Raw genomic sequence first — 25584 nt, 5'->3', positions numbered from 1 at the left:
GAATTCACCTGATCGTCGAGATCTTTCTCAGTACGGTCGAGATGATCATCGGATCGACAAGGGGAGGAAAGAATGCGACGCGTTCTCTCGATGGTGGCAGCGGCCACAGCCGCTCTGGCATTGACCGCGCCGCCGGCGAGCGCCGACGACAACCCGGACTGGCACGGCAAATGCAGCACCCGGGTTTCACCGACCGAGGTCAACAACGCCGAAGGCTGGGTGAACGCCCAGGCCGACGGGAACAATTGGAAGATCGTCAACATCTACGCCAACCTGCGCAACGTGGGCGGGAAGATCACCGGCGATCACCAGATCGTCGTCAAGGTGTTCAACGGTCCAGGCGGTTCGATGGTCACCAGCCACACCTTCACGAACATCGCCAACAGCGACATCCCCCAGACCGCCGACGTGTACCCGGCGGTGTCGATCCCGAAGGGCCGGGTCGGTGTGCAGATCGTCGTGGCGACCAACCTGAACTCCTGGCCGAAGAACTGCAGCGGCGCGGGTCTGCTGTTCTAACCGGACGGATGGCGTTCACAGGCCACGTTCGCGGCCTCGAGGTCGCGGACGTGGCCGCCATCCGTTCGGGAAGCCTGTCGGTGTAACGGTTCGGGCCGAACGGACGAATCACGCTTAGTGGTGACGCACCCTCGGACCGTCGCGATGGCGGGCGTGCTGGCCGCCGGGATCGGCATGGGCGTCGTCGCGACGACCCTCAAGATCGCCGACGGCGGGCACACCGTGCTCGACACCACCCTGTCGTCCACGACGGGGTTCCTCTTCCTCCTCGCCGGCGCCGTCGCGCATGTGCGCCGCGCCTCGAACCCGATCGGCCTGCTCATCGCGCTGGCCGGGCTCGCGTTGTTCACCGAAGACCTCCAATTCGCCGACGATCCGCTGGTGCACACGGCGGGTTTGGCGCTGTCCGCCGCGTCCAGCCCGGTGATCGCGCATCTCGTGCTCGCCTTCCCCCACGGGAAACTCCGGTCCCGCGGGGAGCGGATGCTCGCGATCTCCGCGTACGCCGTGGTCTTCGGGTCGGCCGTCCTCGGCCTGCTGGTCAACGACGATCCGAAGAACCTCGCCGCGGTCGCCGCCTCGCCGGAGGCCGAGCACCTGGTCAAACGGCTGCTGGAACTCGTCGGCGCGCTGATCGGCGGCGGGGTCGTGGTGGTGCTGCTCTACCGCTGGCTCACCGGGCGGCTCCCACAGCGGCGGCTGCTCTCCCCCGTCCTCGCGATCGCCGTGGTCGGCGCGGTGAGCACCACGGTCGGCAGCGCGCTCGGCTCCGGGCATCCGTTCTCCGAACCGCTGCTGGACGTCTACCGGATCTCGTTCTGCCTGTGGCCGCTGACCTTCCTGATCGGGGTGCTGCGGGCGCGGGTCGGCAACGCGGAGATGATCCGGCTCCTGCTGGAACGCGACGGTTCCGGGCTGGCCGCGCTCGTGCAGGACGACGAGGTGTGGAAGGACAGCCGGTCGATCGACGCGCTCAACGCCGCCGCCGGGCTGGTACTGGACAACCAGCGGCTGGCCGCGGAACTGGAGGAGCGGCTCGTCGAGGTACAGGCCTCCCGTGCCCGCATCGTCGCCGCCGCCGACGACGAGCGGCGGCGGGTCGAGCGGGACCTGCACGACGGCGCGCAGCAACGCCTGGTCAGTGTCGTGCTGCTGCTGCGGATGGCGGAACGACGGCTCGGGGACGACCTCACCCCCGCCGTCGCGACCCTGTTGAGGAGCACGGTCGACGAACTGCAGGCCACCGTCACCGAACTGCGTGAACTCGCGCGTGGACTGCGGCCCCCGATCCTCACCGAGGCCGGGCTGATCCCCGCGGTCCGGTCACTGCTGGACCGGGTCCCGATCGCGGTCGACCTCGCGGGAGCGGACGTGCCGCGGCTCAGCGGCGCGGTCGAGGCGACGGCGTACTTCGTCGTCTCCGAAGCGGTCACCAACGCGTTGAAACACGCGCGGGCCGAGCAGGTCCGGGTGCGTATCCGCGTCGAGGAGGACGGCCTGCGGGTGGACGTCCACGACGACGGCACCGGGACGGCCGACATCGGCGGCGGTTCCGGGCTGCACGGCCTCCGCGACCGGGTCCGCGCGCTCGGCGGCGAACTGACCGTCGAGAGCGAACCCGGCTCGGGCACCACGGTTTCGGCCGTCATCCCGTTGGACGGCTAGGCCCGGCGTCCGCGGCGCGCGTGTCGCGGTCGGGCGCCCACGAACAGCGCCGCTAGGCCAGCCCGCGGATCGCGCGCGCGGGCGGCCGCACCCCCTGGATCGACGCGACCATCTCCAGCACCTGCCGGGTGCGCCGCACCTCGTGCACCCGGAACACCTTCGCGCCTTCGGCCACCGCCCAGGCCGTCGCGGCGAGCGTGCCGTCGACCCGCTCCGCGAGCTCCACACCGAGCGTCTCCCCGACGAAGTCCTTATTGGACAGTGCCATCAGCACCGGCCAGCCGGTGTCGGCCAGTTCCCGCGCGTGCCGCAGAAGCGCCAGGCTGTGCCAGGTGTTCTTGCCGAAATCGTGCGTCGGGTCGATCAGCACCCCTTCACGCGGGACGCCGAGCGCCACGACGGCTTCGGCGTGGGCCGTCGTCTCCGCGACGACGTCCGCGACGATGTCCGGATAGCGCACCCGGAACGGGCGGGTGCGCGGAACGGCGTTCCCGGTGTGCGAGCAGACGTAGCCGGTGCCGAACTCCGCGGCGATCTCGGCCAGTTTCGGATCGGCTCCCGCCCAGGTGTCGTTGATCAGGTCCGCACCGGCCTCCGCCGCGCGCCTGCCCACCTCGTGGCGCCAGGTGTCGACGCTGATCACCAGGTCGGGATGCAGTTCGCGGATCCGCTCGACGAACGGGACCACCCGTCGGATCTCTTCCTCGACGTCGACGTCCGCGCCGGGGCCCGCCTTGACCCCGCCGATGTCCACGATGTCGGCGCCCTCCTCGACCACCCTGGCGACGGCGGCGAGCGCGTCCGGATCCGAGAAGGTCGCGCCCTTGTCGTAGAACGAATCGGGGGTCCGGTTGACGATCGCCATGACCAGGGCGCGGTCCCTGGCGACGCGGCGCCCGCGGAAGGTCAGCTCGTTCACGCACCGATCGTAGGCGAGCGGGCGCCCCGGGAAGGAAAGTGCCGCCCAGCGGGACCGTCCCGGCGACCGGGAGCGCCCATTCGAGTGGCGTATCTGATATATGACGTAAGAGATCGGATCTCTCTTGACTCGCCGTCGAATACGCGGGTAGACGTTGTTCAGCCGGGATGGCGACGGACGGCGGATCGGCATCCCGGCCACTCATTCCCCTGCTTTCCCCGGCGCAGGAAGGACCTCGAATGGCACCGGATCCTCTTCGCGCGGCACGGCTTTCACGGCGCACCATGCTGGCGGGAACCGCGGGCGCCCTCGGCGCGCTCACCCTGCCCGGCGTGGCGACCGCGGCACCGGTGGACTGGTCGCGGGCGGTCGTCGACTCGACGATGAAGCGCCACACCCCGGCCACCCTCGGCGGTTGGGGCTACACCCGCGGCCTCTACCTCTACGGCCAGTACCTGGTGTACCGGCGCACCGGCGAGAAGTCCTACCTCGACTACATCCTCGCCTGGTACGACCGCTTCGTCACCGACAGCGGTATCTCCAATGGTTTCACCAACCTGGACGCGATGCGCTCCGGGCAGATGTTCCCGTTGCTGTACACCGAAACCGGGCAGGCGAAGTACAAGACCGCGGCGGAACAGCTGCGCGCCCGTTTCCCGTCCTATCCCCGGACGTCCGACGGCGGGATGTTCCACGCCACGAGCCGGGTCGGGCAACTGTGGGCGGACGGCGTCTACATGGCGCAGCCGTTCCTCGCGCTGTACGGCAAGACCTTCGGCGATGCCGGTTACTGCTACGAAGAGGCCGCGAAGAACGTCAGCGTCTACTTCGACCACCTCAAGGAACCAGCCAAGGGGCTGCTCTACCACGCCTACGACGAAGACGGCTCGGAACCGTGGGCTTCAGGCGCCGGACGGCATTCGAAGTACCACTGGGGGCGGGCGATCGGCTGGCTCGGGATGACGGCGATCGATCTCCTCGAAATCCTCCCCCGCGACCATCCGCGACGACGTCGTCTCGTGGACGTCGTCAAATTCCTCGCGGCAGGTTACACGCGCTGGCAGGACCGGGCTTCCGGCCGCTGGTTCCAGGTCGTCGACCGGGGTGGCGACAAGGACAACTGGCTGGAGACCTCGGCTTCGGCGATGTACACCTTCCTGCTCTCCCGCGCGGTGCAACGCGGCCACGTCGGCCCGGAGTACGGAGCTGTGGCCGCGAAGGGCTATCGCGGCGTCCTTTCCCAGGTTTCGACCGGTTCCGACGGATTGACCGATATCACGAATATTTCCGAAGGCACCAACGTCGGCGACACGGCGTATTACTACGCGCGTAAACGCAACACCAACGATTTCCACGGTCTCGGCGCGTTTCTCATCATGAATGAGCAACTCGCCCGCTGAGGTCGCCGCACCGGCCGAAGGGCGCCTTCCCCGCTTCCGACCTGGGGAAAGCGGCTTTCGGTCGTTTTCGTGGGCGGGTGCCGGGTATTGACCGGAGGCGCTAACATCGCGTGCTGCGACGCCCACTCCCAGGAGGGACGACCGGATGCGCGAGACGCCGCCCCCGGCTTCTTATACCCGGCTCGAACTCGGTGATACCGGAACGATCCCGGTCGGTGTGACGGTTTCCCCGCACATCTCACTGGTTTCGATGCTCGTCGAGGTCGTCGGCGGGTACGACCGCGGCCTGCCCGCCGCCTGGCGCCGTCAGGTGGGCTCGGCGATCCCCGAGCAGGGATACCGCGCGGCGAGCGCGCTCGCCCGCCGCGGCACCTCCGTGCAGCCGGATTTCATCGTCCCGATCAGCCCCGGCGAGGACTCTTCCGCCGCCGCACAGGCGGAGATGCTGCGCGAGCTTTCGGAAGCCGATGTCCTGAAAGGCCTGGAAGAGGTCTTCGGCGACCGGTTGCCCGCACAGTGGCGGCAGGCCGCCGACCAGCCGAGACGCTGGGCCGCCTCGCTCGCGGACGCCTTCACCGCGACCAGGCTGGCCACCGAGAACCTCTGGACCAAGGCCCGTCCCCTGCTCGACCGCGAGATCGAACGCATCGGCGTCGCCTCCGTCCGCGGCGGGACGGACGCGGTGCTCAGCCTGCTGCGGCCGCATTTCCGGTTCAGCAACGGATGTCTCCTGCTGCCCGACGCCGAACCGGCGCGGTACACCACCCGCGGCCGCAAGCTGATCCTCGTCCCGATGCTCGCGGGCAGCCGCTCGGTGGTGTCCAACTTCGACGAAGAGGACGCCATCTGGATCGGCTATCCGCTGCCGGGGCTCGACGGCCTGCTCGACGGCGGCCGGGCCGAACCGGCGCCCGGGGTCGACGGGCTCGACCTGGTCGTCGGCGCCCACCGCGCGAAACTGTTGCGGCACTTGGGAAAACCCGCCCGGATGGGCGAGATCGCGAATCTGCTTTCGTGTGCCGCGAGTACCGCGACCTACCACTGCGAACAGCTCGTTTCGGCGGGTTTGATCCAGCGGCACCGCGAGGGCCAGGTCGTCCTCGTGGTGCGGACTCCTCGCGGTGACGCGCTGGTGGACCTGCTCTCCTGACTCGTGAGTGGCAAGGACGGTTAGAACCGTCCTCAACACTCACGAGGCCCTAGACCCGCTGCAGCCCCGGCTTCCCCGCCTCGACGACGTAGGAACGGTCCGCGGCCAGTGTCACCTTCGAGAAGTCGTACTCGCTGGTGTCCGAAACCGTCATGAAGTCCGCCCGCATCTGCGTTTGCGACGCCGTCACCCGGACATAGCCGCGCTTTCCCCGGCAGTACTTGATGTGCGGGTTGTTCGACAGCCACGTCGACGTCGGATCGGTCGCGGTGTCGCTGTTGCTCGTGACCGAGGTCGTCACGAGTTCCGAACCGAACACCGGGTCGCTGTGGTTGAAGTAGTCGCGGCGCAGATCGGCCGCCCAGTGCCGGTGGACGTCGCCGGTCAGCACGATCGGGTTCGGCACCTTGCGGTCCACGATGCCCTTCGCGATCCGGTCGCGCGAGGCCTCGTAACCCTGCCAGGAATCGGGGCTCTCACACGTCGCCTTGTTGCCGTCGCCGTCACGGGTGGCGAAGAAGACCTGCTGACCGAGGAAGTCCCACTTCGCCGGGTGCGTCTCCAGCGCCTTCAACAGCCACGCTTCCTGTGTGGTGCCCAGGATGCTGCGCGACGTCGACCGCATGTCGGTGCACGACGGTCCGGCCGATCCGGACGGGTCCGGCACCTGCGCGTTGCGGTACTGCCGGGTGTCGAGCATATGGAACCGGGCGAGGTTCCCCCACGTGAACTGACGGTAGAGCCGGATCGACGCCCCGCTCGGCTTGGCGGTCGACCGGATCGGCATGTTCTCGTAGAACGCCTGGAAGCCGGCGGCCTTGCGGTCGGCCGTGGCCGGGCTGGTGGTGCCGTTCCAGTTGTTCATCACCTCGTGGTCGTCGAAGACCACGACCCACGGCGCCATCGCGTGCGCGTTCTGCAGGTCGGCGTCCGTCTTGTGCTGTGCGTGCCGGGCGCGGTACTGGGCGAGCGTCGTCACGTCCTCGGTGAAGGCCAGCCTGCGCGGGTTCCGGTCGGCGGCGGCGCGTCCCGACTTCCGCTCGTACATGTAGTCGCCGAGGAACAGCACCAGTTCCGGGTTGTCGGCGAGCATGCCCTTGTACGAGTGGTACCAGCCCTCCTCCCAGTGCTGGCAGGAGGAGAAGCAGTACTTCAGCTGATTCACCGCGGCACCGGCGGCGGGAGCGGTCCTGGTCCGGCCGACCGGCGAAATGTAGCCGCTGGTCTTGAACCGGTAGAAGTATTCGCGTCCCGGCTCGAGTCCGGCCGGTTCGATGTGCACGCTGTGCCCGGAAGCCCGGGCCGCGGTCGCGGTGCCCCGCTGCACGATCGAGGAGAACGCCTGGTCGTTCGCGAGTTCCCAGTCCACTGTGTACGAAGCGTCCGGCATCCCGCCGAAACCGTCGGGGTTCAGCGGGGCGGGCGCGAGCCGGGTCCACAGCACGACACTGTCCGGCAGCGGGTCACCCGAGGCGACACCGAGCTGGAACGGATCGTGGATGGCGGGCGCCGCCGCCAGCGTTCTCGCGTTCGCCCATGAGGGCACCGTCGACGACAACGCCGCCGCCGAAACCGCCGCGGCCCCACCGAGGAGTACCGCCCGCCGATTCACCTGGCCCATGAAAATTCAACCTTTCGAAGTGGGGAAAGAACGGGGAGGGTTTTCACGCGGCGTAATCGGTGATGCCGCCACTACAGGCTTCGAGCGCCGGATTGGCGGCGGCGTCGGCGACGCAGACCTTGTAATAGACCCACGATCCCTTCGCGACCGGCACGGCCTTGTCGACGTGGGTGCCGTTGCCGCCGGAGGCCCAGACGTAGAACGGGCCGGCGCCGCCCTTCAGCCAGTAGGCGACCACGGCGGACTTGCCGTCGGCGTTTTTGTCGTAGACGAGGAAATGAGCATCCGATGAACGGAACTGCCCCTCACCCGCGCAGACACCGGTGGAGCATTCGGCGCTGCCGGAGCCGACGCCGCAGTCGGGTGCGATCCGCTGATCCGAGCCGGTGTAGACGTAACTGTCCGAGATGTAGCCGCCGAGCGCGGGAACGTAGTCCCACAACGTCGTGGTGCCCAGCGGGCCGGTGACCGAGGTCCCGACCGTCTGGCAGTCGATGGTCACCGTGGCGCCGTTGGCCACCGTGCGCACCGCGGTCGCGGAGGTGCTCGGGGCGCGGCGGACGTTCAGCGGATCACCCGCCGTCTTCACGGTCCCGGTGGCCGCGGCCAGTGCGGGAGTGGCTCCGGCGAGGCCCATGGCACCCGCCGTCACCAGCACGAGAAAGAAACCGGCGAGCCGCCGGACACTTGAACGCTTCATGACCGCAGCGTCGACCGGCGTCGTACACATCACGTACAAACGCCGACGGCTGTCTGCACATGCATGCGAATGGATCTAGCCAACCATGGCGGGACGGCAATATTATCGGCGGATATGGGGCTCCTGCCGTATTGGCGGTTTAGGTGACTATTCTCGGGTTTCGCGTTCTCGGTCCGCTCGAAGTGGCGGTGGACGGGCAGGTGGTGCCGCTCGGCGGCCCCAAACCGCGTCTGCTGCTGGCCGCTCTCCTGCTCCAGCCCAACGTCGTCGTCTCCACCGAACTGCTGATCGAGGTCCTGTGGCCTTCGTCCGCTCCCCGTTCGGCGGCCGCGAACATCCGCACCTACGTCCATTCACTCCGCAAACGCCTCGCCGACCACGACCCCGCGCTCGGGGAACGCATCGGGAGCCGGGCGTCCGGATACATCCTCCAGGCCACGCCCGAGGAGATCGACCACATCCGCTTCGGCGAATTGGCCGCCCGCGCGCAGGACGCGCTCGGCCACGGCGAAGCCGGATCCGCTCTCGACCTGCTGGATCAAGCCGAAGCCCTGTGGCGGGGAGAAGTGCTCGAAGGCCTCCCCCACGACCACGGCTGGGGCGCGACCGTGGCGCGGCTGTCGGAATTGCGGCTGGCGGTGCAGGAACAGCGGCTGCGGGCGAGGATCGAACTCGGCCGGACCGCCGAGGCCGTCGCCGAACTGCGCGGCCTGGTCACCGAGCATCCCCTCCGCGAGGAACTCTGGCAGCAGCTGATCGTCGCGCTGCGGGCCGACGGCCGCACGGCCGACGCGATCGAGGCCTACGAAACGGCCGAGAAGGTGCTCGCCGAGGAGCTCGGCACCGAACCGGGCCCGCGGCTGAGGGAACTACGGGCCTCGCTCGTCCTCACGCCGTCCGCGACCCAGGAGGCGGTGTCCGCCGCGCTCACCCGGCCGATGGCGCCGGTCTGCCAGCTGCCGCTGGACCTGCCGGACTTCACCGGCCGCGACGACGTGGTCGGCGAACTCGTCGGCCTCTTCCGCGAGCGCCGCGCGCAGGGAACGCCGTCGGTCGCGGTGCTTTCGGGGGCGCCGGGGATCGGCAAGTCCTCCGTCGCGATCCGGGTGGCGCACGCGGTCCGGGACGACTTCCCGGACGGTCAGCTGCACGTCGACCTGGCCGGGACGTCGTCGTCGCCCCGGCCCCCGATGACCGTGCTCGCCGAACTTCTCCGCGCGTTGGGCGTCCCGGACGCGGGACTGCCGCGCGATCTTCCCGAACGCGCGGCGCTGCTGCGGTCCCGGCTGTCGACCATGCGGATGTGCGTGGTCCTCGACGACGCCGGCAGCGCGGCGCAGGTCCGGCCGCTGCTGCCCGGCGCGGGTTCGTGCGCGGTGCTGATCACCAGCCGGATCCGGATGCCGGATCTGGCCGGGGCCACCCCGGTCGACATCGAACTCCTCTCCGAAGCCGAGGCCGAAAAGCTGCTCGAAGGCATCGTCGGCGCCGAGAGGGTCGCCGCGGAACCGGAGTGCGCGAACGCGATCCTGCGCCACTGCGGGTATCTGCCGCTGGCGATCCGGGTCGCCGGGGCGAAGCTGACGCACCGGCCGGGCTGGACGTTGCGCCTGCTGGCGGACCGGCTGCGGGACGAGAGACGAAGATTGGACGAACTCCGCGTCGGCGACCTCGCGGTACGGGCGAGTGTCACCCTCAGCTACGACCTGCTGCCCATGTCGGCGGCGACCGCGTTCCGCGGCCTCGGCGGGCTCGGCTCGGTGCAGTTCCCCGGCTGGGTGGTCGCGGCCCTGCTCGGCCGCGAGCACGGGGACGACGTCCTCGACGTGCTGGTGGACGCCCATCTGGTCGAACTCGCCGGCTCGGACACCACCGGCGAGCCTCGCTACCGCCTGCACGACCTGTTACGGTGCTACGCCCTCGAACTCCGTGCGCAGGACGTCCCGGCGAAGGCGCACGACGCCACGAAACGGGTGCTGGAGGGGTATCTCGCGCTCGCGGTCGAGGCCGCGGACCGGCTGCCGATCCATTTCTTCGGCCTCTACCGGGACGACACCGCGGTCCAGCCCGCGCTCCCCCGGGGTACCGCGCGTCTGCTCGACGATCCGGCCGCGTGGTTCGCCGCCGAACGGCACACCTGTGTCGCCGCCGTCTCGCTGGCCGCCGACCTCGGCTTCGACGCGCTGGCCTGGCGGCTCGCCGCCGCGCTGGCGCCGTACTTCGACCAGCGCGGTCACCAGGACGACTGGATGCACACGCACGCCGTCGCGCTGGCCGCCGCCCGCCGGTCCGGCGAGGTCCGCGGTGAGGCGATCATCCAGCGCAACCTCGGGCAGATCCAGCTGTACCAGGACAGTTACGCCGAAGCCCTGATCGCCTTCGAGCAGTCGCAACTGCTGTTCGACAAGGTCGGCGACGCGCAGGGCGCGGCGATCGCGCTCGCCGGGCTCGGCACCGTGCTGCGGATCAAGGGCGAGGACACCGTCGCGCTGGAGCATTGTCACGCGGCGTTGGACCAGTTCTCGGCGGCGGGCGACCCGCACGGCGAGGCCGTCGCGCGGATCGCGATCGGCGCGGTGTGGCTGGCGCGGCGCCGGTTCGCCGAAGCGGAACGCTGGTTCACCGAAGCGCTCGACCAGTCCGCCCGGATCGGGGACCGGCATCGGGAGGCGCACGCGTTGAAGCGGCTCGCGATGCTTCGCCAGCATCAAGGCGACCTCGCGGGCGCCCGGGAGTGGGTCGACCGCGCCATCGCCCTGTTCAACGAGCTCGGCGACGACCACTGCGTCGGCTACGCGAACCAGAATCTCGGCGAGCTGTACCTGCACAGCGGCGATCTGGCGCACGCGCAACTGCTGCTGGTCAATTCGCTGAGCGTGCACCGGCGCAACGGGGACCGCCGGTCCGAGGCCGAGGTGTCGCAGCTGCTCGGGGAACTGCACGAGGCGCTGAGCCAGCCCGAGCGGTCACGCACGTATTCGGAGCGCGCGCTGGCGTTGTGGCGGGAACTCTCCGCGCGCCCGCAGGAATCCGCGCTCGCTTCGCGCCTTCAGGAGTCGGCCGAAGCGTCCTACAACGACTCCGCGAGCGCCTGACCTTTTCGCCAGTCGGCACCTGATCGCGATGTTCACGCACCGCGATCAGGTGCCGACTTGCGTTTGTATCGATCGTGTACAGGCCCCGGCGAAGCTCCCTTCGTAGCAACCGAGAGTGCTCGAAGGGAGACCGGAATGGTCCGGACCGTTAAGGCCCGCCGGGTGATGGCGGCCGTCCTGGCCGTGGGGGCGGTCACCGCCTTGGCCGCCAGCCCCGCGAACGCGGCGCCCGAAGGAAGCTGGCGCGCCGACCTGTCCACTGTGGACGGCGACGATGTCAATGTCCGCAGCGACGGTGGCGTGCTGAGCCTGGAAAACGCCGCCTGGCACAGAAAACCCGACTCCATCGGCAGCCAGGGCTACCTGCTGCTGGCCGAGCAGAAGCTCGGGAAGCCGGTCAACCGTGTCACCGCCCAGGTGACCGCCGACGCGCCGAAGGGCACCGAGGTCGAGGTCGACGTCCGCGGCAAGCTCAACGCCAACGACTGGACCGAGTGGACGCCCGCCAATGGCGACGCCGCCCAGCTGTCCGCTTCGGTCTCCACGGTCCAGGTCCGCGTCGGACTGCGCACGGTGAACAACGGCGTGACCGCGAAGGTCAGCGACGTCACCCTCCAGGGTGAGCTCGGCCCGCAGGTGAACGCGATCGGCGCGCTCGCGGCCCCGCTGACGTACAAGGTCTACGGCACCCGCGAGGGCCTCGTCGGCGGCACCACCGCCAACGGGCACGTGATCAAGTCCCGCGACCACTTCGTCGCGCTCCCCTCGGGCCGTGGACTGGCGCCCAAGAACACCGGCAACTACACCGTCCGGATCTGCCGCACCGACAACAGCCGCTGCGAATACGCGCCGGTGTGGGACGTCGGCCCGTGGAACACCAAGGACGACTACTGGAACCCGTCGGCCACCCGCCAGATGTGGAAGAACCTGCCGCAGGGCAAGCCCGAGGCGCAGGCCGCGTACCAGGACGGCTACAACGGCGGCAAGGACGAGTTCGGCCGCAAGGTGGCCAACCCGGCGGGGATCGACCTCGCGGACGGCACCTTCTGGGACGGCCTGAAGATGACGGACAACGGCTGGGTCAACGTCTCCTACCTGTGGACCGGCTCCGGCCCGACCGGCGTCGTCAGCACGGCGGGCGACCCGATGAACGTCCGCGCTTCGGCGAGCACCTCGGCGGCGATCAAGGGCCTCGCGGCGAACTACGCGAAGGTCAACATCGAATGCTACGTCGAGGGCGAGACCGTCACCGGCAAGTTCGGCACCAGCAACATCTGGGACCGGATCGGCCCGGGGCACTACATCTCCGACACCTACCTGCAGACCGGATCGGATCTGCCGGTGGCACCCAAGTGCTCGTGACGCACTCCTGATCGCGAAGGCCCGGCGTACCCCATAACGCCGGGCCTTCGCCCTTTCGTCCGCCATCGAGACTTGCGGTAGCCACGACCTGAGGGGGTCCGCATGAATCCGCCGGAAACGACCACGTCGCGCGAAAAGCTCTCCGGCACGGTGGTCACCGCCACCGACGCGACCGCGTTCGGCGGGCCACGGACGCCCGGATTCGTCATCGGTCTCGCGGCGACCGCACCGACACCGGAACTCTGCCGCATTCCAACAACCACGGCGGCTATCTGAACTTCATGAACGAATTCGACGAAGACCGCGTGCGCACGGCGTTCGGCACGGAGAAGTACGCGCGGCCGGCCGCCGTGTACGACCCGGACAACGTGTTCCGGCACAACGCGAACATCCGTCCCGCTGAGCGAGGCTTCTATTCACAACCATGAATGGTCTTCACAAGTCCGTAATCGTCGTGCGAAACTCCCGTGACGCATTTCCCACTGACGAATGGCGGGCATTGTGAGCGTTTCCCGGCGAACCCTGTTGACCACCGCTGCCGGTGCCGCCGTCGCGGCGACGACGATCACCCCGGCCGCCAATGCGGCCGAGGAAGCCACTGACAGCCTAAGGACTTTCCGCCGAACGGCCGACTACGCGGTGGCCAAACTACGGGCCGTCGCACCCGGCGTCACGGCCTTTCCGGAGATCACCCGATTCGAGAAATGGACCTATTCGCAGAACGGCGGCTGGATCGGCGGATTCTGGCCGGGTACTTTGTGGCTCGCCTCGATCTACAGCGGCGATCACCAATTCCGCACGCTCGCCATGGCGTCGGCGGAAAAACTCGCCCCGCGTCAGTACGAGACACGGGACCATGACCTCGGTTTCCTCTTCTACCCGTCTTGGGTGACCGGCTGGCGCCTCACCGGCGAGGAGAAGTGGCGCACCGGCGCGCTCAACGCCGCCGCGTCGCTCATCCAGCGCTACAACGAAAAGGGGAAGTTCATCCGGGCGTGGGGCGCGCTCGGCACCCCGGGCAACGCGGGCCGGGTCATCGTCGACACGATGATGAACCTGGACCTGCTGACCTTCGCGAGCAAGCAGACCGGAGACCGGAAGTACCTCGACATCGCCATCTCGCACGCGAAGACCACCGAGCGGGTCTTCGTGCGCCCGGACGGTTCGACGCCGCACGTCTTCGATTTCGACCCGGACACCGGCGCCGAGATCGGGCCGGGCACCGTGCAGGGTTACAGCCCGACGTCCTGCTGGTCGCGCGGTCAGGCCTGGGGGATCTACGGGTTCACCACGATGTACCGGCGCTCCGGGGACCCGCTGTTCCTGCGGACGGCGCAACGTCTGGCCGACTTCACGCTGCGCGCCCTGACTCCGGACAACGTGCCCGTGTGGGACTACCTCGCCCCGCAGGCGCCGCACGACGTCAAGGACTCCTCCGCCGGCGCCGTGATGGCGTGCGGGCTGCTCGATCTGGCGAAGGTCGCGAACCGGCCGCACTACCGCGAGGCGGCGATCCGGATCCTCACCGCGTTGTGCGACACGTGCCTGACCACGAAGTCCACCCGCGCCGAGGCGATCGTGGCGCGGGGAACGCGCAACCGCCGGGCCGAGGACGGCGTCGAGGTTTCGTTGCCGTACGGCGACTACTACCTGCTGGAGGGCATCCTGCGGGTGCTGATGCCGAAGGAGATCGACAAGGCGATCGATCTGTCGAGCGTCTGAGCCCGGCTTTCTGCGTGACCGCAGGGACGCCACGCGTGACTGGACGGACGACACGCGTGATCCGACGGACGACACGCGTGGCGTCCGTTCCGTCACGTGTGTCGTCCGTCCAGTCACGCGAAACCGCCGCTCACGACCAGCCGGACCCACCGCGGCTCCGTGTTGCGAAACCGGGCTCAGTGCGCGCCGTGGTGCGCGTGGACCTTCGCGTGCCCCAGCCCGCGCCCGATCATCCACTTGTTCACCGGCACGGTCAGCACGAACGCGACGGCAAGCGAGAACGCCAGCGAACCCCAGAACAGCACGCTCCCGAGCCCGGCCTCCATCGCACCCGGCACCACCAGCATGACCCCGTTGTCGACGATCTCCATGACCGCGATCGACACGGTGTCCGCGGCCAGCGCCACCTTGAGCGCGGCGCCGAACGCCAGCCCCGACTTCAGCACGCCGCGCATGGTCAGCGCGTAACCGAAGACGAAGGCGAGCGCCACCGCCAGGACGATCGTCGCCAGGTTGCCGAGGCCGAGCGCCGTACCGATGACCATGCCGAGGACCTCGCCGATCGCACAGCCGGTCAGGCAGTGCAGGGTCGCCGACGCCGCCATCGACCAGCTCGCTCCGTGCCGTGTGTCGTCCATACCTGAGACCATACCCCCCACCCGTATGAACTGCGCGGCGAACCGCGTATTCCGATCGCTCACCGTCACCCCCGTAGGCCGACTGGGTAATCGGCCCAGGTCGATGAACTCACTTCCGTAACCCTTTGCGCTCATCCGGTTGACCGGGGTAACCGGGGACCCCTAGTTTCGCCGGAGGTCTCCACCGCGCGTAGACCGATCGGCTGGTTCAGATGGTTCCGTGACTATGGGGTGGAGATGCGAGGGCCGACGAAGACGCTCGTCGTTGCCACTGTGCTCGCTTTGGGCATGGTGTTCGGGCTGGCCGGCTGTGACGGCGAAGAACCGGCGGGAACGGCGGCCAAACCGATCCGGATCGCGTTCGTGCCGAAGGTCGCCGGCATCCCGTACTTCGAGGCGATGAACACCGGCGGGCAGGCCGCGGCCAAGCAGCTCGGTGTCGAATGGTCCTCGACCGGTCCGGTCACGGTGGACCCCGCGGCGCAGGTCTCGATCGTCCGCGGCCTCGTCGACCAGCAGGTCGACGTCATCGCGATCGCGCCGAACGACCCGAGGGCGATCGCGCCCGCGATCGCCGACGCGCGGGCCAAGGGCGTCCATGTGATCACCTCGGACACCGACGCGCCCGGCACCGATCGGGAACTCTTCGTCAATCAGGCGACCCCGGAGGGCATCGGCAAGGCGCTCACCGACGCGCTGATGAAGAAGATGGGGAACGCGGGCAAGTACGCGATCGTCTCCTGCGGCGAGACCGCCGAGAACCTCAACGCGTGGATCGCCGTCCAGCGTGCCTATACCGCTACGGCGTACCCCCATGCCCAGCTCGTCGAGACGGTCTACGCCGGTGAGGACAAGGACAACGCCACCGCGCTGGCCAAACAGCTGATGACCAAGTACCCGGACCTCACCGGTCTGGTCGGCGAATGCACGACGTCCGCGCCCGGCGTCGCCGAAGCGGTCCGCTCGCAACAGAAGATCGGCCGCGTCTTCACCGTCGGCGTCGGGACACCGCAGGCGATCAAGCCGTACCTGCTGGACGGTTCCGCGTCGCTCTCGGTGCTGTGGAACGTCGAATCGCTCGGCTACCTCACCGCCTGGGCCGGCAAGCAGATCGCCGAGGGCAAACAGCTCGGCCCGTCGAACAAGGTCAACCTCGAACTCCCCGCGATCAAGTACGAGGAAGACAAGAAGACCCTCCTGCTGGGCGACCCGCTCCTGATCACACGCGAGAACGTGGACCAGTTCAAGTACTGACTCACCGGCCCCGCCGGACGGCACCGGCCGCCGCGCCACCACCGATGATCAGGACCAGCGCGGTCAACCCCCATCGCCGTTTCTCCTTCGTGCGGGCATGGGCATCGGTCTCCTCCGCCTCCTTCCGTTCCCGGGGCGCCGCCGAACGAGACGGCTTCGGCGCGGAAACGGGGGGCCGCGGCGCCACCTGAGGAGCGGAAGTGGGCGCCGGGCTCGACGACGGCGAGGGCGACGGGGAGGGGGTCGGCGTCGGACTCGGGCTCGGGCTCGGTGAAGAAGAAGGCGGCGCGGAAGTCGGAGAAGGCGTGGGGGTCGGCGAAGGCGTGGGAGTCGGCGTCGGTTCGGGTGGTTCGGGCTGGGGCGGCTCGGGCTTCGGCGGCGCCGGTGCGGTGAGACAGCCCGCGGCGTCCGAACCCGCCAGCGGCGGGCCCGAAAGCACCACGCTCACCTGCCCGCTCCGGTCCAGGCGGTAGAGCACGCTGCGCCCGCCGATCCGGTTCGCCGTGGCGTACAGGGCACCGTCGCGGCCGAGCACGACCGAGCCGTAGACGTCGGACGGCGGGAAACGCGCGTCTTCGGCTTCACGGACCTTGCCGGACTCCGGGTCGATGGTGATCACGGCGCCCTTTCCGCGCCAGGTGGTGGAAACGCCGTACAGCAAACCGTTGTGGTACGCGAAATCGTTGACGTCGTGGGCGAGCGTGATCGGCCGCAGGAACACCGTCCTGATCACCCGCAGGTACCGCTCCCCCGGCGACAAGTCCACTGTGTACAGTGTGCCGTTCCTGAGCAGGTACCAGGAATCCCCGCCGATCGCGCCGGCGGTCACCCCCGCGACGGGGCTCCACAGCGGCAGCCGGTTCCCGGCGCGGGTGATCGGGCCGAGGTCCCGGGTCTTCCCGTCGCGGTCGATCGTCACCGCGTGCGCGCCCCGGCTGAGCCCTTCGGCGACACCGAAGACCAGGTCCCGTTTCGCGGAGTAGCCGAGCGCGTTGAGCCGGTAGCCCGGCTCGGTCACCCGCGAGGTGGTCCCCGAACCGACGTCGAGCCAGCGCAGCTTCGACTTCCCGTACGACCCGGTCTCGGCCTGCACCACCAGACAGGACTCGGCGGCCCGCGCGGCCATCGGTGCCAGGAACGCCGACGCCCCCACCAACCCGGCGACGGCCATCGTCGCCGCCGCCCGGGTCACCCGGTCCACAGTGCTCACCGGCTCAAGAGATCCTCGCCAGCGCGGCGGTGAACGCGTCCGGCGGGATCCGCACCCCACCACCGAACGGGTTCTGCAGCTGGTAGATCGCGAACAGCAGCAACGTGACCGTGCCTGCCAGCGTGGACACGATCACCAGATGCGCGGCCAGCCTGGTGCCGCCGAACAGGTTGGGCAGCAGCGCCGAGACGAGGCTGCCGAGAATGAGCGCGAACCACACGACGCCACCGACCCGGCCGCCCACGACCGCGTTGAGCCGGTCCTGGCGGGCTTCGTAGACCTGCCAGAGCTGCGTGTTCGCCTCGGTCTTGCGCTCACGGAGCCAGTCGTCGTCCGTCGGTGCCTTGTCCACCGCCTTGCGCAATCGGTCGAGCTGTGTCCAGCCGAGGTCCGGGAGGGTCGTCTGGCCCCCGGCCATCAGCGGCCATTCCTTCCGCTCGACCGTGGTGATGTACTCGGTGCTCAGCTTCCGCACCTCGTCCTTGACCTCGGTCCCCAGCGAATCGGCGGCCCAGACGGCGGCGACCAGGCTGTCCGCCTCGTGGTAGGAGCCTTCGCGCGCCGCGCTCGCGGAGTCGAAGAGGGAGATCAGGATGAACGCGACCAGGACGGCGTGCAGGCCGCCGACGATGGTGAACACCTGGCCGGCGGCGTCGTTGTTGTCGGGCCGTCCTTCGTCCCAGCCGAACTTGCGGACGAGGTAGCCGACGAGTCCCGCGAGGGCCGCCGCGCCGACGACCCAGGCGATGCCGGTCAGGTAAATGCCCATTCGAGTCCTTCCAGGCGGAGACTGCTGAAACTAGTTCACGCTTCGACGAGCGGAAAAGACCGGTTGAATCAATTCATACCAGCGGCGGACGGACCCAAGTCGATCATCACCGGCTCGGCCCAATTTCCCACGACTCGAAACCATTTCCGATACGCGCCGGAAAGGCCCGTCACCGGTCGGAGAACACCTTTTCACGACCGAGTGAGCGGCCACCACGAGACGTCACCGACCTCGCTGCATACCGGCATTCCGCGCAGCTCGGGCACCCGATCGGCCGCCAGGGACCACGCGTCCGGCCCAGTCCGGCAAACAGGTGAACCTCTCCGTAGACCCGATCGAGCTGTTTGTCCGGGCATTACCCCTTGCTATGTTGACTTTGCGCCCGCCCCACTCGAATGGGTATCCACGAATTGCGAAAAACTGCAGTTCACCGGGTCGACTGAAAGGGAGTCCGTTGACGACCATCGAGACCCATGCCGTCGCCCGTCCCGCCGGCGAAGTACTGACCTGGAGCCGGAATATTCTCGACCCGGCGCTGCGGGAAGCCGTCGACGGACTGCCCGAGTCGATGCGGCTCATCGCCGGCTACCACTTCGGCTGGTGGGACGAACACGGCCGTCCGTCCACTTCGGACAGCGGGAAGGCGCTGCGGCCGGCGCTGGCGCTGCTGTCGGCGCGGGCGGTCGGCGGCGACGCCGGGATCGCCGTCCCGGTGGGCGTCGCGGTGGAGCTGGTGCACAACTTCTCCCTGCTGCACGACGACGTGATGGACTCCGACACCACGCGACGGCACCGCCCGACGGCCTGGACCGTTTTCGGCACCGGCGCGGCGATCCTCGCCGGGGACGCCTTGCTGTGCCGGGCCTTCGAGGTGCTGGCCCCGTTCGGGCAGACCGCGCTGCGGGTGCTCAGCACCGCCGTGATCGACCTGCTCGAAGGACAGAGCGCGGATCTGAAATTCGAGGAACGCGGTGACGTCGACACCGCCGAATGCGTTCGCATGGCCGAGGGGAAGACCGGCGCGTTGCTCGGGGCGTCGTGCACGCTCGGAGCACTGGCCGGAGAAGGGAGGCAGGATCAGGTCGACCGGCTGACCGAGTACGGGAGGGCACTCGGGCTGGCGTTCCAGCATATCGACGATCTCCTCGGGATCTGGGGAGATCCGGCGGTGACCGGGAAACCGGTCCACTCCGATCTCTCCAACCGGAAGAAGTCCCTGCCGGTGGTGGCCGCGCTCCACTCGGGGACGGACGCCGGGCGAGAACTGGATGCCTTGTACCGCAAGGAAAACCTCGACGCCGCGGAATTGCCCCACGCGGCGGAACTGGTGGAACGCGCGGGCGGCCGGGCGTGGAGCCAGGAGCAGGCCGACGCGCTCCTGACCGGCGCGCTGCACCATCTCGCCGTCTCGAACCCGGTGCCCGGCCCAGGCGCCGAGCTCGCGGCCCTCGCGAAACTGGTGGTGCGGCGACGATATTGAAGACGGGCACGGTCAGGCAGGGGTGGGCAGGGAAGAGCCCACCCCTGTCCCCTCAGGTCAGCGACCGGGGCGGGTCAAGCCCTGGTCACCGGCTCCACGGCTGAGAACGACCTCGTCGGTGGCCTTCAGCGCTTCCGCGCCCGCGTTCCCGGCCTTCCCGGCGGTCAGGTCGAGCAGCCGGATCGGCGGGCCGAGCCGGACCAGCGTCGGAATGTATTCGGCCTTGCCGACCTTCCAGCGTTCGCCGTCCCGCACGAACCGGAACCGCGCCGCGGCGCCCTGTTCGGTCGAACCCTTCGGCTCCGAATGCCGGGCGACACTGTTGCCGAGGCCGTAGGCGACCCATTTGCCGTTGATCTGCTCGAAGGGCTGCACGACGTGCGCGTGGTGGCCGATGATCAGGTCGATCGAGTCGTCGCCGAGGAGTTTCTTCGCCAGCGTGCGCTGTTCGGCGGTCGGGTCGTGCTGGTATTCGGTGCCCCAGTGCAGGCTCGCGAGGACGACCTGGGCGCCGGCCTTCCGCGCGGCCTTGGCCTCGGCGATCACGTCTTCGGCGTCGATCTGGTTGACCAGCCAGGGTTTGCCCGCGGGCACCTTGATCCCGTTGAACCCGTAGGAGAAGGAGATCTGGGCGACCTTGACCCCGTTGACGTCCACGATCAGCGGCTTCTTCGCCTCTTCGGCCGAACGCGCCGAACCGGTGTGCTTGATCCCCGCCTCGTCGAGTGCGTCGAGGGTACGGGTCGCGCCGTCCACGCCCTGGTCGATCGTGTGGTTCGAGGCGGTGGAGCAGTTGTCGTACCCGGTGTCCTTGAGCGCGACGGCGATCTCGGGCGGCGCACTGAACGACGGGTAGCCGCTGTACGGCCCGCCTTTCGGCGCGAGCGGGGTCTCGAGGTGGCAGATGCCGAGGTCGGCCCCGGAGATCAGCGGCTTGATCCCGGCCAGCAGCGGCCGGTAGTCGATCTTGCCGCCGCCGTCCTCCTTCGCCTGCTCGGTCAGCGCGGGGTGGATCAGCACGTCGCCGGTGGCGACCACGGTGAACGACCCGTCCGGCGCCTGGCTCGCCGGCGCCGCTTCGGACGCGGCGGGCGGCTTTTCCTCGGGGGCGCCGCTGCACGCGGAGAGCAGGACGGCGGCGCCGAGGAGGGCGGCGGTCTGGCGGACGCGGGAGCTGAACATCGATTCCCTCGATCAGGTGACAGTCCCTCCATCCTGCCTTACGCGCAGTAGGCGCGACACTCAACCAAAGTCAACAAGACCGATCGGACAAACTTCGGACAAGTTCCACAGGATCGATCGCGTTCCTGACCGGCGATTAGTCCGACCAGAGCCGCTGATCGTGACCGGATCGCGGCTTGACGTCACCCGTAGGAGTGTTTAGTAATACAAGTCACACTCTTCCGCTTCGTCCTGGGAGCATCCGATGTCCACAGCTTCGCACAGGTCCCTGCCCTGGCGCCTTGTTGGTTCTTGTTTGATTGCCGGTGTCGTCCTGACCGGCTGCTCCTCCGGGAAAGAGGCCGCCGCACCTCAGCAGCAGGCTCCCGCGAGCGGCAAGATCACCCTGTTCTACCTGCAGAAACAGGGCGACCAGCAGTACTTCGTCGAGCAGGCGCAGGGAGCACAGGAGAAGGCGAAGGAACTCGGCGTCGAGCTCAAGGTGGTCAACCTCGGACAGGACGCCAACAAGGCGATCACCGAACTCGACGCCGCGGTCGCCCAGGGCGCCAACGGCATCGCGATCGTCGTCCCGGACCAGGCGATCGGTCCGCAGGTACTCGACAAGGCCAAGAGCGCGGGCATCCCGATCATCGCCTCCGACGACGTGATCAAGGACGGCGCCGGGACGAAGTCGCCGTTCGTCGGCTTCAACGGCTCCCAGATGGGCGATTCGGTCGGCAAGGAGGCCGCGAAGCTGTTCAAGGCGGCGGGCTGGACCGCGGCGGACACCAAGATCATCAGTGCCTACAAGCAGGATCTGACGGTCTGCTCGGATCGGGTCACCGCCGCGAAGGCCGCCTTCGACAAGGAGGCCGGCGCGCAGGTGCCGGTGATCGAGGTCGGCACCGACAACACCCCGGTCGACGCGCAGAACCGCACCGGCGCGGTGATCGGCTCGAATCCGGGCGTCAAGCACTGGGTGGTCTGGGGCTGCAACGACGAGAACGAGACCGGCGCCGTCACCGCGCTCGCGAACTCCGGCGTCCCCGCGGCCGACATCATCGGCGTCGGCCTCGGCGCATACCTGACCTGCAAGGACTGGGCGGCGGGCAAGGACACCGGCAACAAGGCGGCACTGTTCATCTCCGGCGCCGAAGTCGGCCGCACGGCGATCCAGCTGCTCGTGGACAAGGTGAAGAACTCGAAGGAACTTCCCCCGGAGACGATCGCGAAGACCCAGATCGTCACCAAGGACAACTACAAACAGGCCGGCGTCAACTGCATCTGATCCCGCGTGGAGGCGGATCCATGGCCATACCCGAACCCGCGGCGGTGCTGACCGCCGAAGGGATCAGCAAACGGTTCTCCGGGGTGACCGCGCTCGACGGCGTCACCCTGGACTTCCGGCCCGGCGAAGTCCTCGCGCTGATGGGCGAGAACGGTGCCGGCAAATCCACCCTGCTCCGGGTGCTCTCCGGCGACCACGGCCCCGACGACGGGCACCTGCTGATCGACGGTGCCCCCGTGACGTTCGACAGCCCGCGGGCCGCGATGGCCGCCGGGATCCGGGTGATCTACCAGGAGCCGGAGATCATCCCGCACGTTTCGGTGGCGGAGAACGTCTTCGTCGGCGAGCTGCCCGCGCGGGGACGGCTGGTCAATCGCCGGACCCTGCACCGGATGACACAAGAAGCCTTGCGGGGGTACGGGTTCGAAGGGGTGCTGCGGCCGGAGACGCTCGGGAGCAGGCTGTCACCCGCGCAACGGCAGCTGGTCGAGATCCTGCGGGTGCTCACCGCCACGTCGCCGCCGAAGGTGATCGCGTTCGACGAGCCGACGTCGTCGCTGTCCGAGCACGAGGTCGACGCGTTGTTCGCGCTGATCCGGCGCCTGCGCGACAACGGGGTCGCGGTCGTCTACGTCTCCCACCGGATGAAGGAGATCTTCCAGCTCGCCGACCGGGTCGCCGTGCTGCGCGACGGCAGCCTGATCGGCGTCGAGGACGCCGCCTCCACCGACGAGAACCTGTTGGTGCGCATGATGATCGGTCGTGATCTGTCCACTTTGGAGCGCCGGACCACGCAGGCGGCCGGCCGCGTGGTGCTGCGGCTCGACCGGGTCAGCACCGACGACGTCACCGACATCTCGCTCGAGGTCCGCGCCGGAGAGGTCGTCTGCCTCGCGGGGCTGGTCGGTGCCGGGCGTTCGGAACTCGCGCACGCGATCGTCGGCGATCTGCCCGTGCGTTCGGGAACCGTCGAACTCGACGGGAAACCGTTGCGTGCCCGCACTCCCGGCGACGCGGTGAAGGCAGGGATCGGGTTCGCGCCGGAGGAACGCAAGACCGACGCGTTGCTGATGCAGCGATCGGTGCGGGACAACGTGTCCATCGCCGTCCTGGACCGGCTGCGCCGGTTCCGGGTGGTGCGGCGGGCCAAGGAACGCGAACTCGTCGCCGAATACGTACGCGAACTGAGCGTGCGGACGCCGTCGATGGAGCAGGAGGTCCGCAAGCTCTCCGGCGGCAACCAGCAGAAGACGGTGCTCGCGCGCTGGCTCGCGCGGCGCCCGAAACTGCTGATCCTCGACGAGCCGACCCGCGGTGTCGACGTCGGCGCGAAGGCCGAGATCTACCGGATCATCGACGGTCTCGCCGCCGAAGGTATCGCGCTGCTGGTGATCTCGTCGGATCTGCCCGAGGTGCTGAGCCTCGCCGACCGGATCGTCGTACTGCGCGCGGGCCGGGTCGCCGGCGCGCTCGGCCGTGACGACGCGACCGAAGAAGCCGTGCTGACCCTGGCCATCCCCGAATCCGAAGACACCGAGGAGATCGCCTCGTGACCACCATCGCCCAACCGGTGTCCCCGTTCCGCCGGACGGTGACCGCGATCGGCGTGCAGAACTCGAGCCTGCTGCTCACCCTGATCGCGCTGGTGATCCTGATGAGCTCGCTGAACGAGAACTTCTTCCGCACCAACAACCTGCTGCTGATCGGCAGCGCGATCACCATCATGGGCCTGCTGTCGCTGGTGCAGACCCTGGTGATCATCCTCGGCGCACTGGACATCTCGGTCGGCTCGATGGCAGGGCTCGCGTCGGTGGTGTCGGCGATGGTGTTCACCTCGACCGGGAGTTCCGCGGTCGGCACCCTCGCCGCGATCGGTGTCGGTGTGGTGTGCGGCCTGGTCAACGGCATGATCATCATCTTCGGCCGGGTCAACCCGGTGGTCGCGACGCTGGCGATGCTGGCGACGTACAAGGGCATCGCGCAGGTGATCTCGGACGGCAAGGCGCAGGGCTACACCGGCGCCGACGACCTGTTCATCTTCCTCGCCAAGGGTTCGATCGCGGGACTGCCTACCCTGGTGTGGGTGTTCCTGCTCGTCGCGGCGGTGCTGCATTTCCTGTTGCGCTACACCGACATCGGCCGCAACATCTACGCCATCGGCGGCAACGACACCGCCGCGCGCCTTGCCGGGATCAACATCAACCGCTACATCATCGGCGTCTACGCGCTGGTCGGCGTCGTCGCGGCGATCGCGGGGCTGCTGATCACCGCGCGCACCGGCTCCGGGCAGCCCACGTCCGGCTCCGAGGGGCTCGAACTGCTGGCCGTCACCGGCGCCGCGCTCGGCGGCACGATGCTCAAGGGCGGCAAGGGATCCATCGTCAGCACCGTACTGGCGGTGATCATCCTCGGCGTGCTCAACAACGGGATGTCCGGGCTCGGCGTCAACCCGTTCTGGCAGAACATGGCCACCGGGACCCTGCTCGTCGTGGCCGTCGTGCTGCAGCAGGTCCGCGGCGGGGAACGCCGGGTCGGTCTGCCGGTATGACCCGGCATGCCCGGATCGTCGACGAGCTGGGCAGGCTGATCGTTTCCGGTGCCTTCGGGGCGGGGCGGCCGATCGTGCCCGAAGACATCGGGCGCCGGTTCTCCGCGTCGCGCACGGTGGTGCGGGAAGCGTTGCGGGTGCTGGAATCGAAGGGCATGGTCGTGGCGCGGCCGCGGGTCGGCACCTGGACGCGGCCGCCGGAGCATTGGGACGCGATCGATCCGGACGTGATCGCCTGGCGGGTCGAGGGGCCCGAGCGCGTCCGGCAGCTGGCGGAACTGCGCGAACTGCGGCGGGCGATCGAGCCGCAGGCCGCGAGAATGGCGGCGTGGCATCGCCGCCCGGACGAACTCGCGGTTCTCGTCGCGGCGTACGGGTTGCTGGAGGAGTCCACTGACGTCCGGGCTTTCCGGGAGGCCGACAGTGCCTTCCACGCGGCCCTGCTTCGCGCGTCCGGCAATCCCCTGATCGCGCGCCTGCACGTCCCGGTCGTCGCGGCGCTGGACGAGGTTCCCGGCGACGAAGTGCTGTCCGCGCATTCGCTCGTCCTGGCGGCGGTGCTCGGGAAGGACGCCGACGGGGCGGAATCGGCGTCGCGGCGCTTACTGGACATCGTGGCGCCTGATCGCCGAGTATCGCTGCCATGACCGCGTACTCCAGGCTGGGCCTGATCGGTTTCGTCGTCGTGACGTTCTGGGTGACCGCCGCCTGCGGTTCGTCGCCCGACAGAACGACGGCGGACGGCACGGCCGGGGCGATCGCGAACGCGATGACCGACGGCGACAACCCCGCCCTGCTGGCGTTGACCTGCCCGCGCACCCCGGACAAACCGGCCGCTCCCGACGAGCTGGTCTCCGGCGAGACACCGGTCACCGTCGGCAGTGTGGACCGGAAAGGGCAGGCCGCCATGGCCGTCCTGAACGACCAACGGAACGAGAAACGCTCGTACGGCGCGCTTCTGGTGGAAGGCGACGACGGGAACTGGTGCATCTTCGGTTTCCGAAACTGCCCGCGCGAGGTCAAGGTGACGAGCGCGAACTTCGTGACGGTCTGCCGCACCTGATCTCGCGTGAGTTCCGT

23 protein-coding genes are annotated in these 25584 nt (G+C 68.8%); 16 read left to right on the top strand and 7 right to left on the bottom strand.

Annotated elements, in window-relative coordinates:
* The first annotated feature begins 72 nt into the window (after positions 1–72).
* Both ACFWIW_RS04105 and ACFWIW_RS04100 read left to right on the top strand, forming a co-directional pair.
* Positions 73–519, top strand: a complete 447-nt coding sequence (locus ACFWIW_RS04105) for a hypothetical protein (protein ID WP_378367036.1) — start codon at positions 73–75, stop codon at positions 517–519.
* Between the two features lie 144 nt (positions 520–663).
* Complete coding sequence (locus ACFWIW_RS04100; protein ID WP_378367196.1) at positions 664–2184, top strand: sensor histidine kinase; 1521 nt, start codon at positions 664–666, stop codon at positions 2182–2184.
* 52 nt (positions 2185–2236) lie between these two features.
* Here ACFWIW_RS04100 and folP read toward each other — a convergent pair whose 3' ends face one another.
* A complete protein-coding gene (folP, locus tag ACFWIW_RS04095; protein WP_378367035.1) occupies positions 2237–3103 on the bottom strand; it encodes a dihydropteroate synthase in 867 nt (288 codons plus the stop codon).
* A 239-nt stretch (positions 3104–3342) separates the two neighbouring features.
* Between folP and ACFWIW_RS04090 the strand changes: the two genes are divergently transcribed.
* Positions 3343–4503, top strand: coding sequence for a glycoside hydrolase family 105 protein (locus ACFWIW_RS04090; protein WP_378367034.1), 1161 nt, complete (start codon positions 3343–3345; stop codon positions 4501–4503).
* A 145-nt stretch (positions 4504–4648) separates the two neighbouring features.
* Entirely contained in the window at positions 4649–5653 is a 1005-nt protein-coding gene (locus tag ACFWIW_RS04085; RefSeq protein WP_378367033.1) for a winged helix-turn-helix domain-containing protein, read from the top strand.
* A gap of 49 nt (positions 5654–5702) precedes the next feature.
* Here ACFWIW_RS04085 and ACFWIW_RS04080 read toward each other — a convergent pair whose 3' ends face one another.
* A complete protein-coding gene (locus tag ACFWIW_RS04080; protein ID WP_378367032.1) occupies positions 5703–7274 on the bottom strand; it encodes an alkaline phosphatase D family protein in 1572 nt (523 codons plus the stop codon).
* 43 nt (positions 7275–7317) lie between these two features.
* A complete protein-coding gene (locus ACFWIW_RS04075) occupies positions 7318–7974 on the bottom strand; it encodes a hypothetical protein (RefSeq protein WP_378367031.1) in 657 nt (218 codons plus the stop codon).
* A gap of 143 nt (positions 7975–8117) precedes the next feature.
* On the opposite strand from ACFWIW_RS04075, the gene ACFWIW_RS04070 reads away from it, so the two are divergent.
* From ACFWIW_RS04070 to ACFWIW_RS04050, 5 genes are all read left to right on the top strand, one after another.
* Positions 8118–11069: a BTAD domain-containing putative transcriptional regulator gene (locus ACFWIW_RS04070; protein WP_378367030.1), complete on the top strand. Its 2952-nt coding sequence runs from the start codon at positions 8118–8120 to the stop codon at positions 11067–11069.
* 135 nt (positions 11070–11204) lie between these two features.
* Positions 11205–12431 (top strand): hypothetical protein, encoded by a 1227-nt coding sequence (locus ACFWIW_RS04065; protein ID WP_378367029.1) that lies wholly within the window; start codon positions 11205–11207, stop codon positions 12429–12431.
* Positions 12432–12533: 102 nt separating this feature from the next.
* A complete protein-coding gene (locus tag ACFWIW_RS04060) occupies positions 12534–12707 on the top strand; it encodes a hypothetical protein (RefSeq protein WP_378367028.1) in 174 nt (57 codons plus the stop codon).
* Positions 12708–12712: 5 nt separating this feature from the next.
* A complete protein-coding gene (locus ACFWIW_RS04055; protein ID WP_378367027.1) occupies positions 12713–12859 on the top strand; it encodes a BBE domain-containing protein in 147 nt (48 codons plus the stop codon).
* A 73-nt stretch (positions 12860–12932) separates the two neighbouring features.
* Complete coding sequence (locus tag ACFWIW_RS04050) at positions 12933–14153, top strand: glycoside hydrolase family 88 protein (RefSeq protein ID WP_378367195.1); 1221 nt, start codon at positions 12933–12935, stop codon at positions 14151–14153.
* Positions 14154–14329: 176 nt separating this feature from the next.
* Here ACFWIW_RS04050 and ACFWIW_RS04045 read toward each other — a convergent pair whose 3' ends face one another.
* Positions 14330–14758, bottom strand: a complete 429-nt coding sequence (locus tag ACFWIW_RS04045) for a DUF4396 domain-containing protein (RefSeq protein ID WP_378367194.1) — start codon at positions 14756–14758, stop codon at positions 14330–14332.
* A 270-nt stretch (positions 14759–15028) separates the two neighbouring features.
* On the opposite strand from ACFWIW_RS04045, the gene ACFWIW_RS04040 reads away from it, so the two are divergent.
* The gene (locus ACFWIW_RS04040) at positions 15029–16045 is read left to right on the top strand and encodes an autoinducer 2 ABC transporter substrate-binding protein (RefSeq protein WP_378367026.1); all 1017 of its coding nucleotides are present in this window, start codon (positions 15029–15031) and stop codon (positions 16043–16045) included.
* Between the two features lies 1 nt (position 16046).
* On the opposite strand, the gene ACFWIW_RS04035 is transcribed toward ACFWIW_RS04040, so the two are convergent.
* Both ACFWIW_RS04035 and ACFWIW_RS04030 read right to left on the bottom strand, forming a co-directional pair.
* Positions 16047–17255, bottom strand: a complete 1209-nt coding sequence (locus ACFWIW_RS04035) for a DUF6923 family protein (RefSeq protein ID WP_378367025.1) — start codon at positions 17253–17255, stop codon at positions 16047–16049.
* A gap of 4 nt (positions 17256–17259) precedes the next feature.
* Positions 17260–18024: a hypothetical protein gene (locus tag ACFWIW_RS04030; protein ID WP_378367024.1), complete on the bottom strand. Its 765-nt coding sequence runs from the start codon at positions 18022–18024 to the stop codon at positions 17260–17262.
* 454 nt (positions 18025–18478) lie between these two features.
* Here ACFWIW_RS04030 and ACFWIW_RS04025 point away from each other — a divergent pair, with 454 nt between their 5' ends.
* Entirely contained in the window at positions 18479–19504 is a 1026-nt protein-coding gene (locus ACFWIW_RS04025; protein ID WP_378367023.1) for a family 2 encapsulin nanocompartment cargo protein polyprenyl transferase, read from the top strand.
* 57 nt (positions 19505–19561) lie between these two features.
* Here ACFWIW_RS04025 and ACFWIW_RS04020 read toward each other — a convergent pair whose 3' ends face one another.
* The gene (locus ACFWIW_RS04020) at positions 19562–20686 is read right to left on the bottom strand and encodes a CapA family protein (protein ID WP_378367022.1); all 1125 of its coding nucleotides are present in this window, start codon (positions 20684–20686) and stop codon (positions 19562–19564) included.
* Between the two features lie 295 nt (positions 20687–20981).
* On the opposite strand from ACFWIW_RS04020, the gene ACFWIW_RS04015 reads away from it, so the two are divergent.
* The 5 genes from ACFWIW_RS04015 to ACFWIW_RS03995 are packed head-to-tail and all read left to right on the top strand — an operon-like array spanning position 20982 to position 25567.
* Complete coding sequence (locus tag ACFWIW_RS04015) at positions 20982–21956, top strand: substrate-binding domain-containing protein (protein ID WP_378367021.1); 975 nt, start codon at positions 20982–20984, stop codon at positions 21954–21956.
* A gap of 20 nt (positions 21957–21976) precedes the next feature.
* Positions 21977–23509 carry a sugar ABC transporter ATP-binding protein gene (locus ACFWIW_RS04010; RefSeq protein WP_378367020.1) on the top strand — a complete coding sequence of 511 codons (1533 nt, stop codon included), beginning with the start codon at positions 21977–21979 and terminating at the stop codon, positions 23507–23509.
* Positions 23506–24504 (top strand): ABC transporter permease, encoded by a 999-nt coding sequence (locus ACFWIW_RS04005; protein ID WP_378367019.1) that lies wholly within the window; start codon positions 23506–23508, stop codon positions 24502–24504. The genes ACFWIW_RS04010 and ACFWIW_RS04005 overlap by 4 nt, the downstream gene beginning before the upstream one ends.
* Positions 24501–25151, top strand: coding sequence for a FadR/GntR family transcriptional regulator (locus tag ACFWIW_RS04000; RefSeq protein WP_378367018.1), 651 nt, complete (start codon positions 24501–24503; stop codon positions 25149–25151). Before ACFWIW_RS04005 ends, ACFWIW_RS04000 begins: the two co-directional genes overlap by 4 nt.
* The gene (locus tag ACFWIW_RS03995; RefSeq protein WP_378367017.1) at positions 25148–25567 is read left to right on the top strand and encodes a hypothetical protein; all 420 of its coding nucleotides are present in this window, start codon (positions 25148–25150) and stop codon (positions 25565–25567) included. The genes ACFWIW_RS04000 and ACFWIW_RS03995 overlap by 4 nt, the downstream gene beginning before the upstream one ends.
* Positions 25568–25584: the final 17 nt, after the last annotated feature.

Origin of the sequence: Amycolatopsis sp. NPDC058340 (genome assembly GCF_042723975.1) — a bacterium.
Taxonomy (GTDB): domain Bacteria; phylum Actinomycetota; class Actinomycetes; order Mycobacteriales; family Pseudonocardiaceae; genus Amycolatopsis.
Note: the sequence above shows the minus strand (reverse complement) of the source record. Positions and strands in the feature narration are given on the sequence as shown.

Coding starts and splice junctions, on each gene's coding strand:
- ACFWIW_RS04040 (WP_378367026.1), top strand. CDS start 15,029: ATGCGAGGGCCGACGAAGACGCTCGTCGTTGCCACTGTGCTCGCTTTG.
- ACFWIW_RS04030 (WP_378367024.1), bottom strand. CDS start 18,024: ATGGGCATTTACCTGACCGGCATCGCCTGGGTCGTCGGCGCGGCGGCC.
- ACFWIW_RS04045 (WP_378367194.1), bottom strand. CDS start 14,758: ATGGCGGCGTCGGCGACCCTGCACTGCCTGACCGGCTGTGCGATCGGC.
- ACFWIW_RS04100 (WP_378367196.1), top strand. CDS start 664: ATGGCGGGCGTGCTGGCCGCCGGGATCGGCATGGGCGTCGTCGCGACG.
- ACFWIW_RS04065 (WP_378367029.1), top strand. CDS start 11,205: ATGGTCCGGACCGTTAAGGCCCGCCGGGTGATGGCGGCCGTCCTGGCC.
- ACFWIW_RS04075 (WP_378367031.1), bottom strand. CDS start 7,974: ATGAAGCGTTCAAGTGTCCGGCGGCTCGCCGGTTTCTTTCTCGTGCTG.
- ACFWIW_RS04020 (WP_378367022.1), bottom strand. CDS start 20,686: ATGTTCAGCTCCCGCGTCCGCCAGACCGCCGCCCTCCTCGGCGCCGCC.
- ACFWIW_RS04105 (WP_378367036.1), top strand. CDS start 73: ATGCGACGCGTTCTCTCGATGGTGGCAGCGGCCACAGCCGCTCTGGCA.
- ACFWIW_RS04080 (WP_378367032.1), bottom strand. CDS start 7,274: ATGGGCCAGGTGAATCGGCGGGCGGTACTCCTCGGTGGGGCCGCGGCG.
- ACFWIW_RS04000 (WP_378367018.1), top strand. CDS start 24,501: ATGACCCGGCATGCCCGGATCGTCGACGAGCTGGGCAGGCTGATCGTT.
- ACFWIW_RS04060 (WP_378367028.1), top strand. CDS start 12,534: ATGAATCCGCCGGAAACGACCACGTCGCGCGAAAAGCTCTCCGGCACG.
- ACFWIW_RS04055 (WP_378367027.1), top strand. CDS start 12,713: ATGAACGAATTCGACGAAGACCGCGTGCGCACGGCGTTCGGCACGGAG.
- ACFWIW_RS04010 (WP_378367020.1), top strand. CDS start 21,977: ATGGCCATACCCGAACCCGCGGCGGTGCTGACCGCCGAAGGGATCAGC.
- ACFWIW_RS03995 (WP_378367017.1), top strand. CDS start 25,148: ATGACCGCGTACTCCAGGCTGGGCCTGATCGGTTTCGTCGTCGTGACG.
- ACFWIW_RS04090 (WP_378367034.1), top strand. CDS start 3,343: ATGGCACCGGATCCTCTTCGCGCGGCACGGCTTTCACGGCGCACCATG.
- ACFWIW_RS04085 (WP_378367033.1), top strand. CDS start 4,649: ATGCGCGAGACGCCGCCCCCGGCTTCTTATACCCGGCTCGAACTCGGT.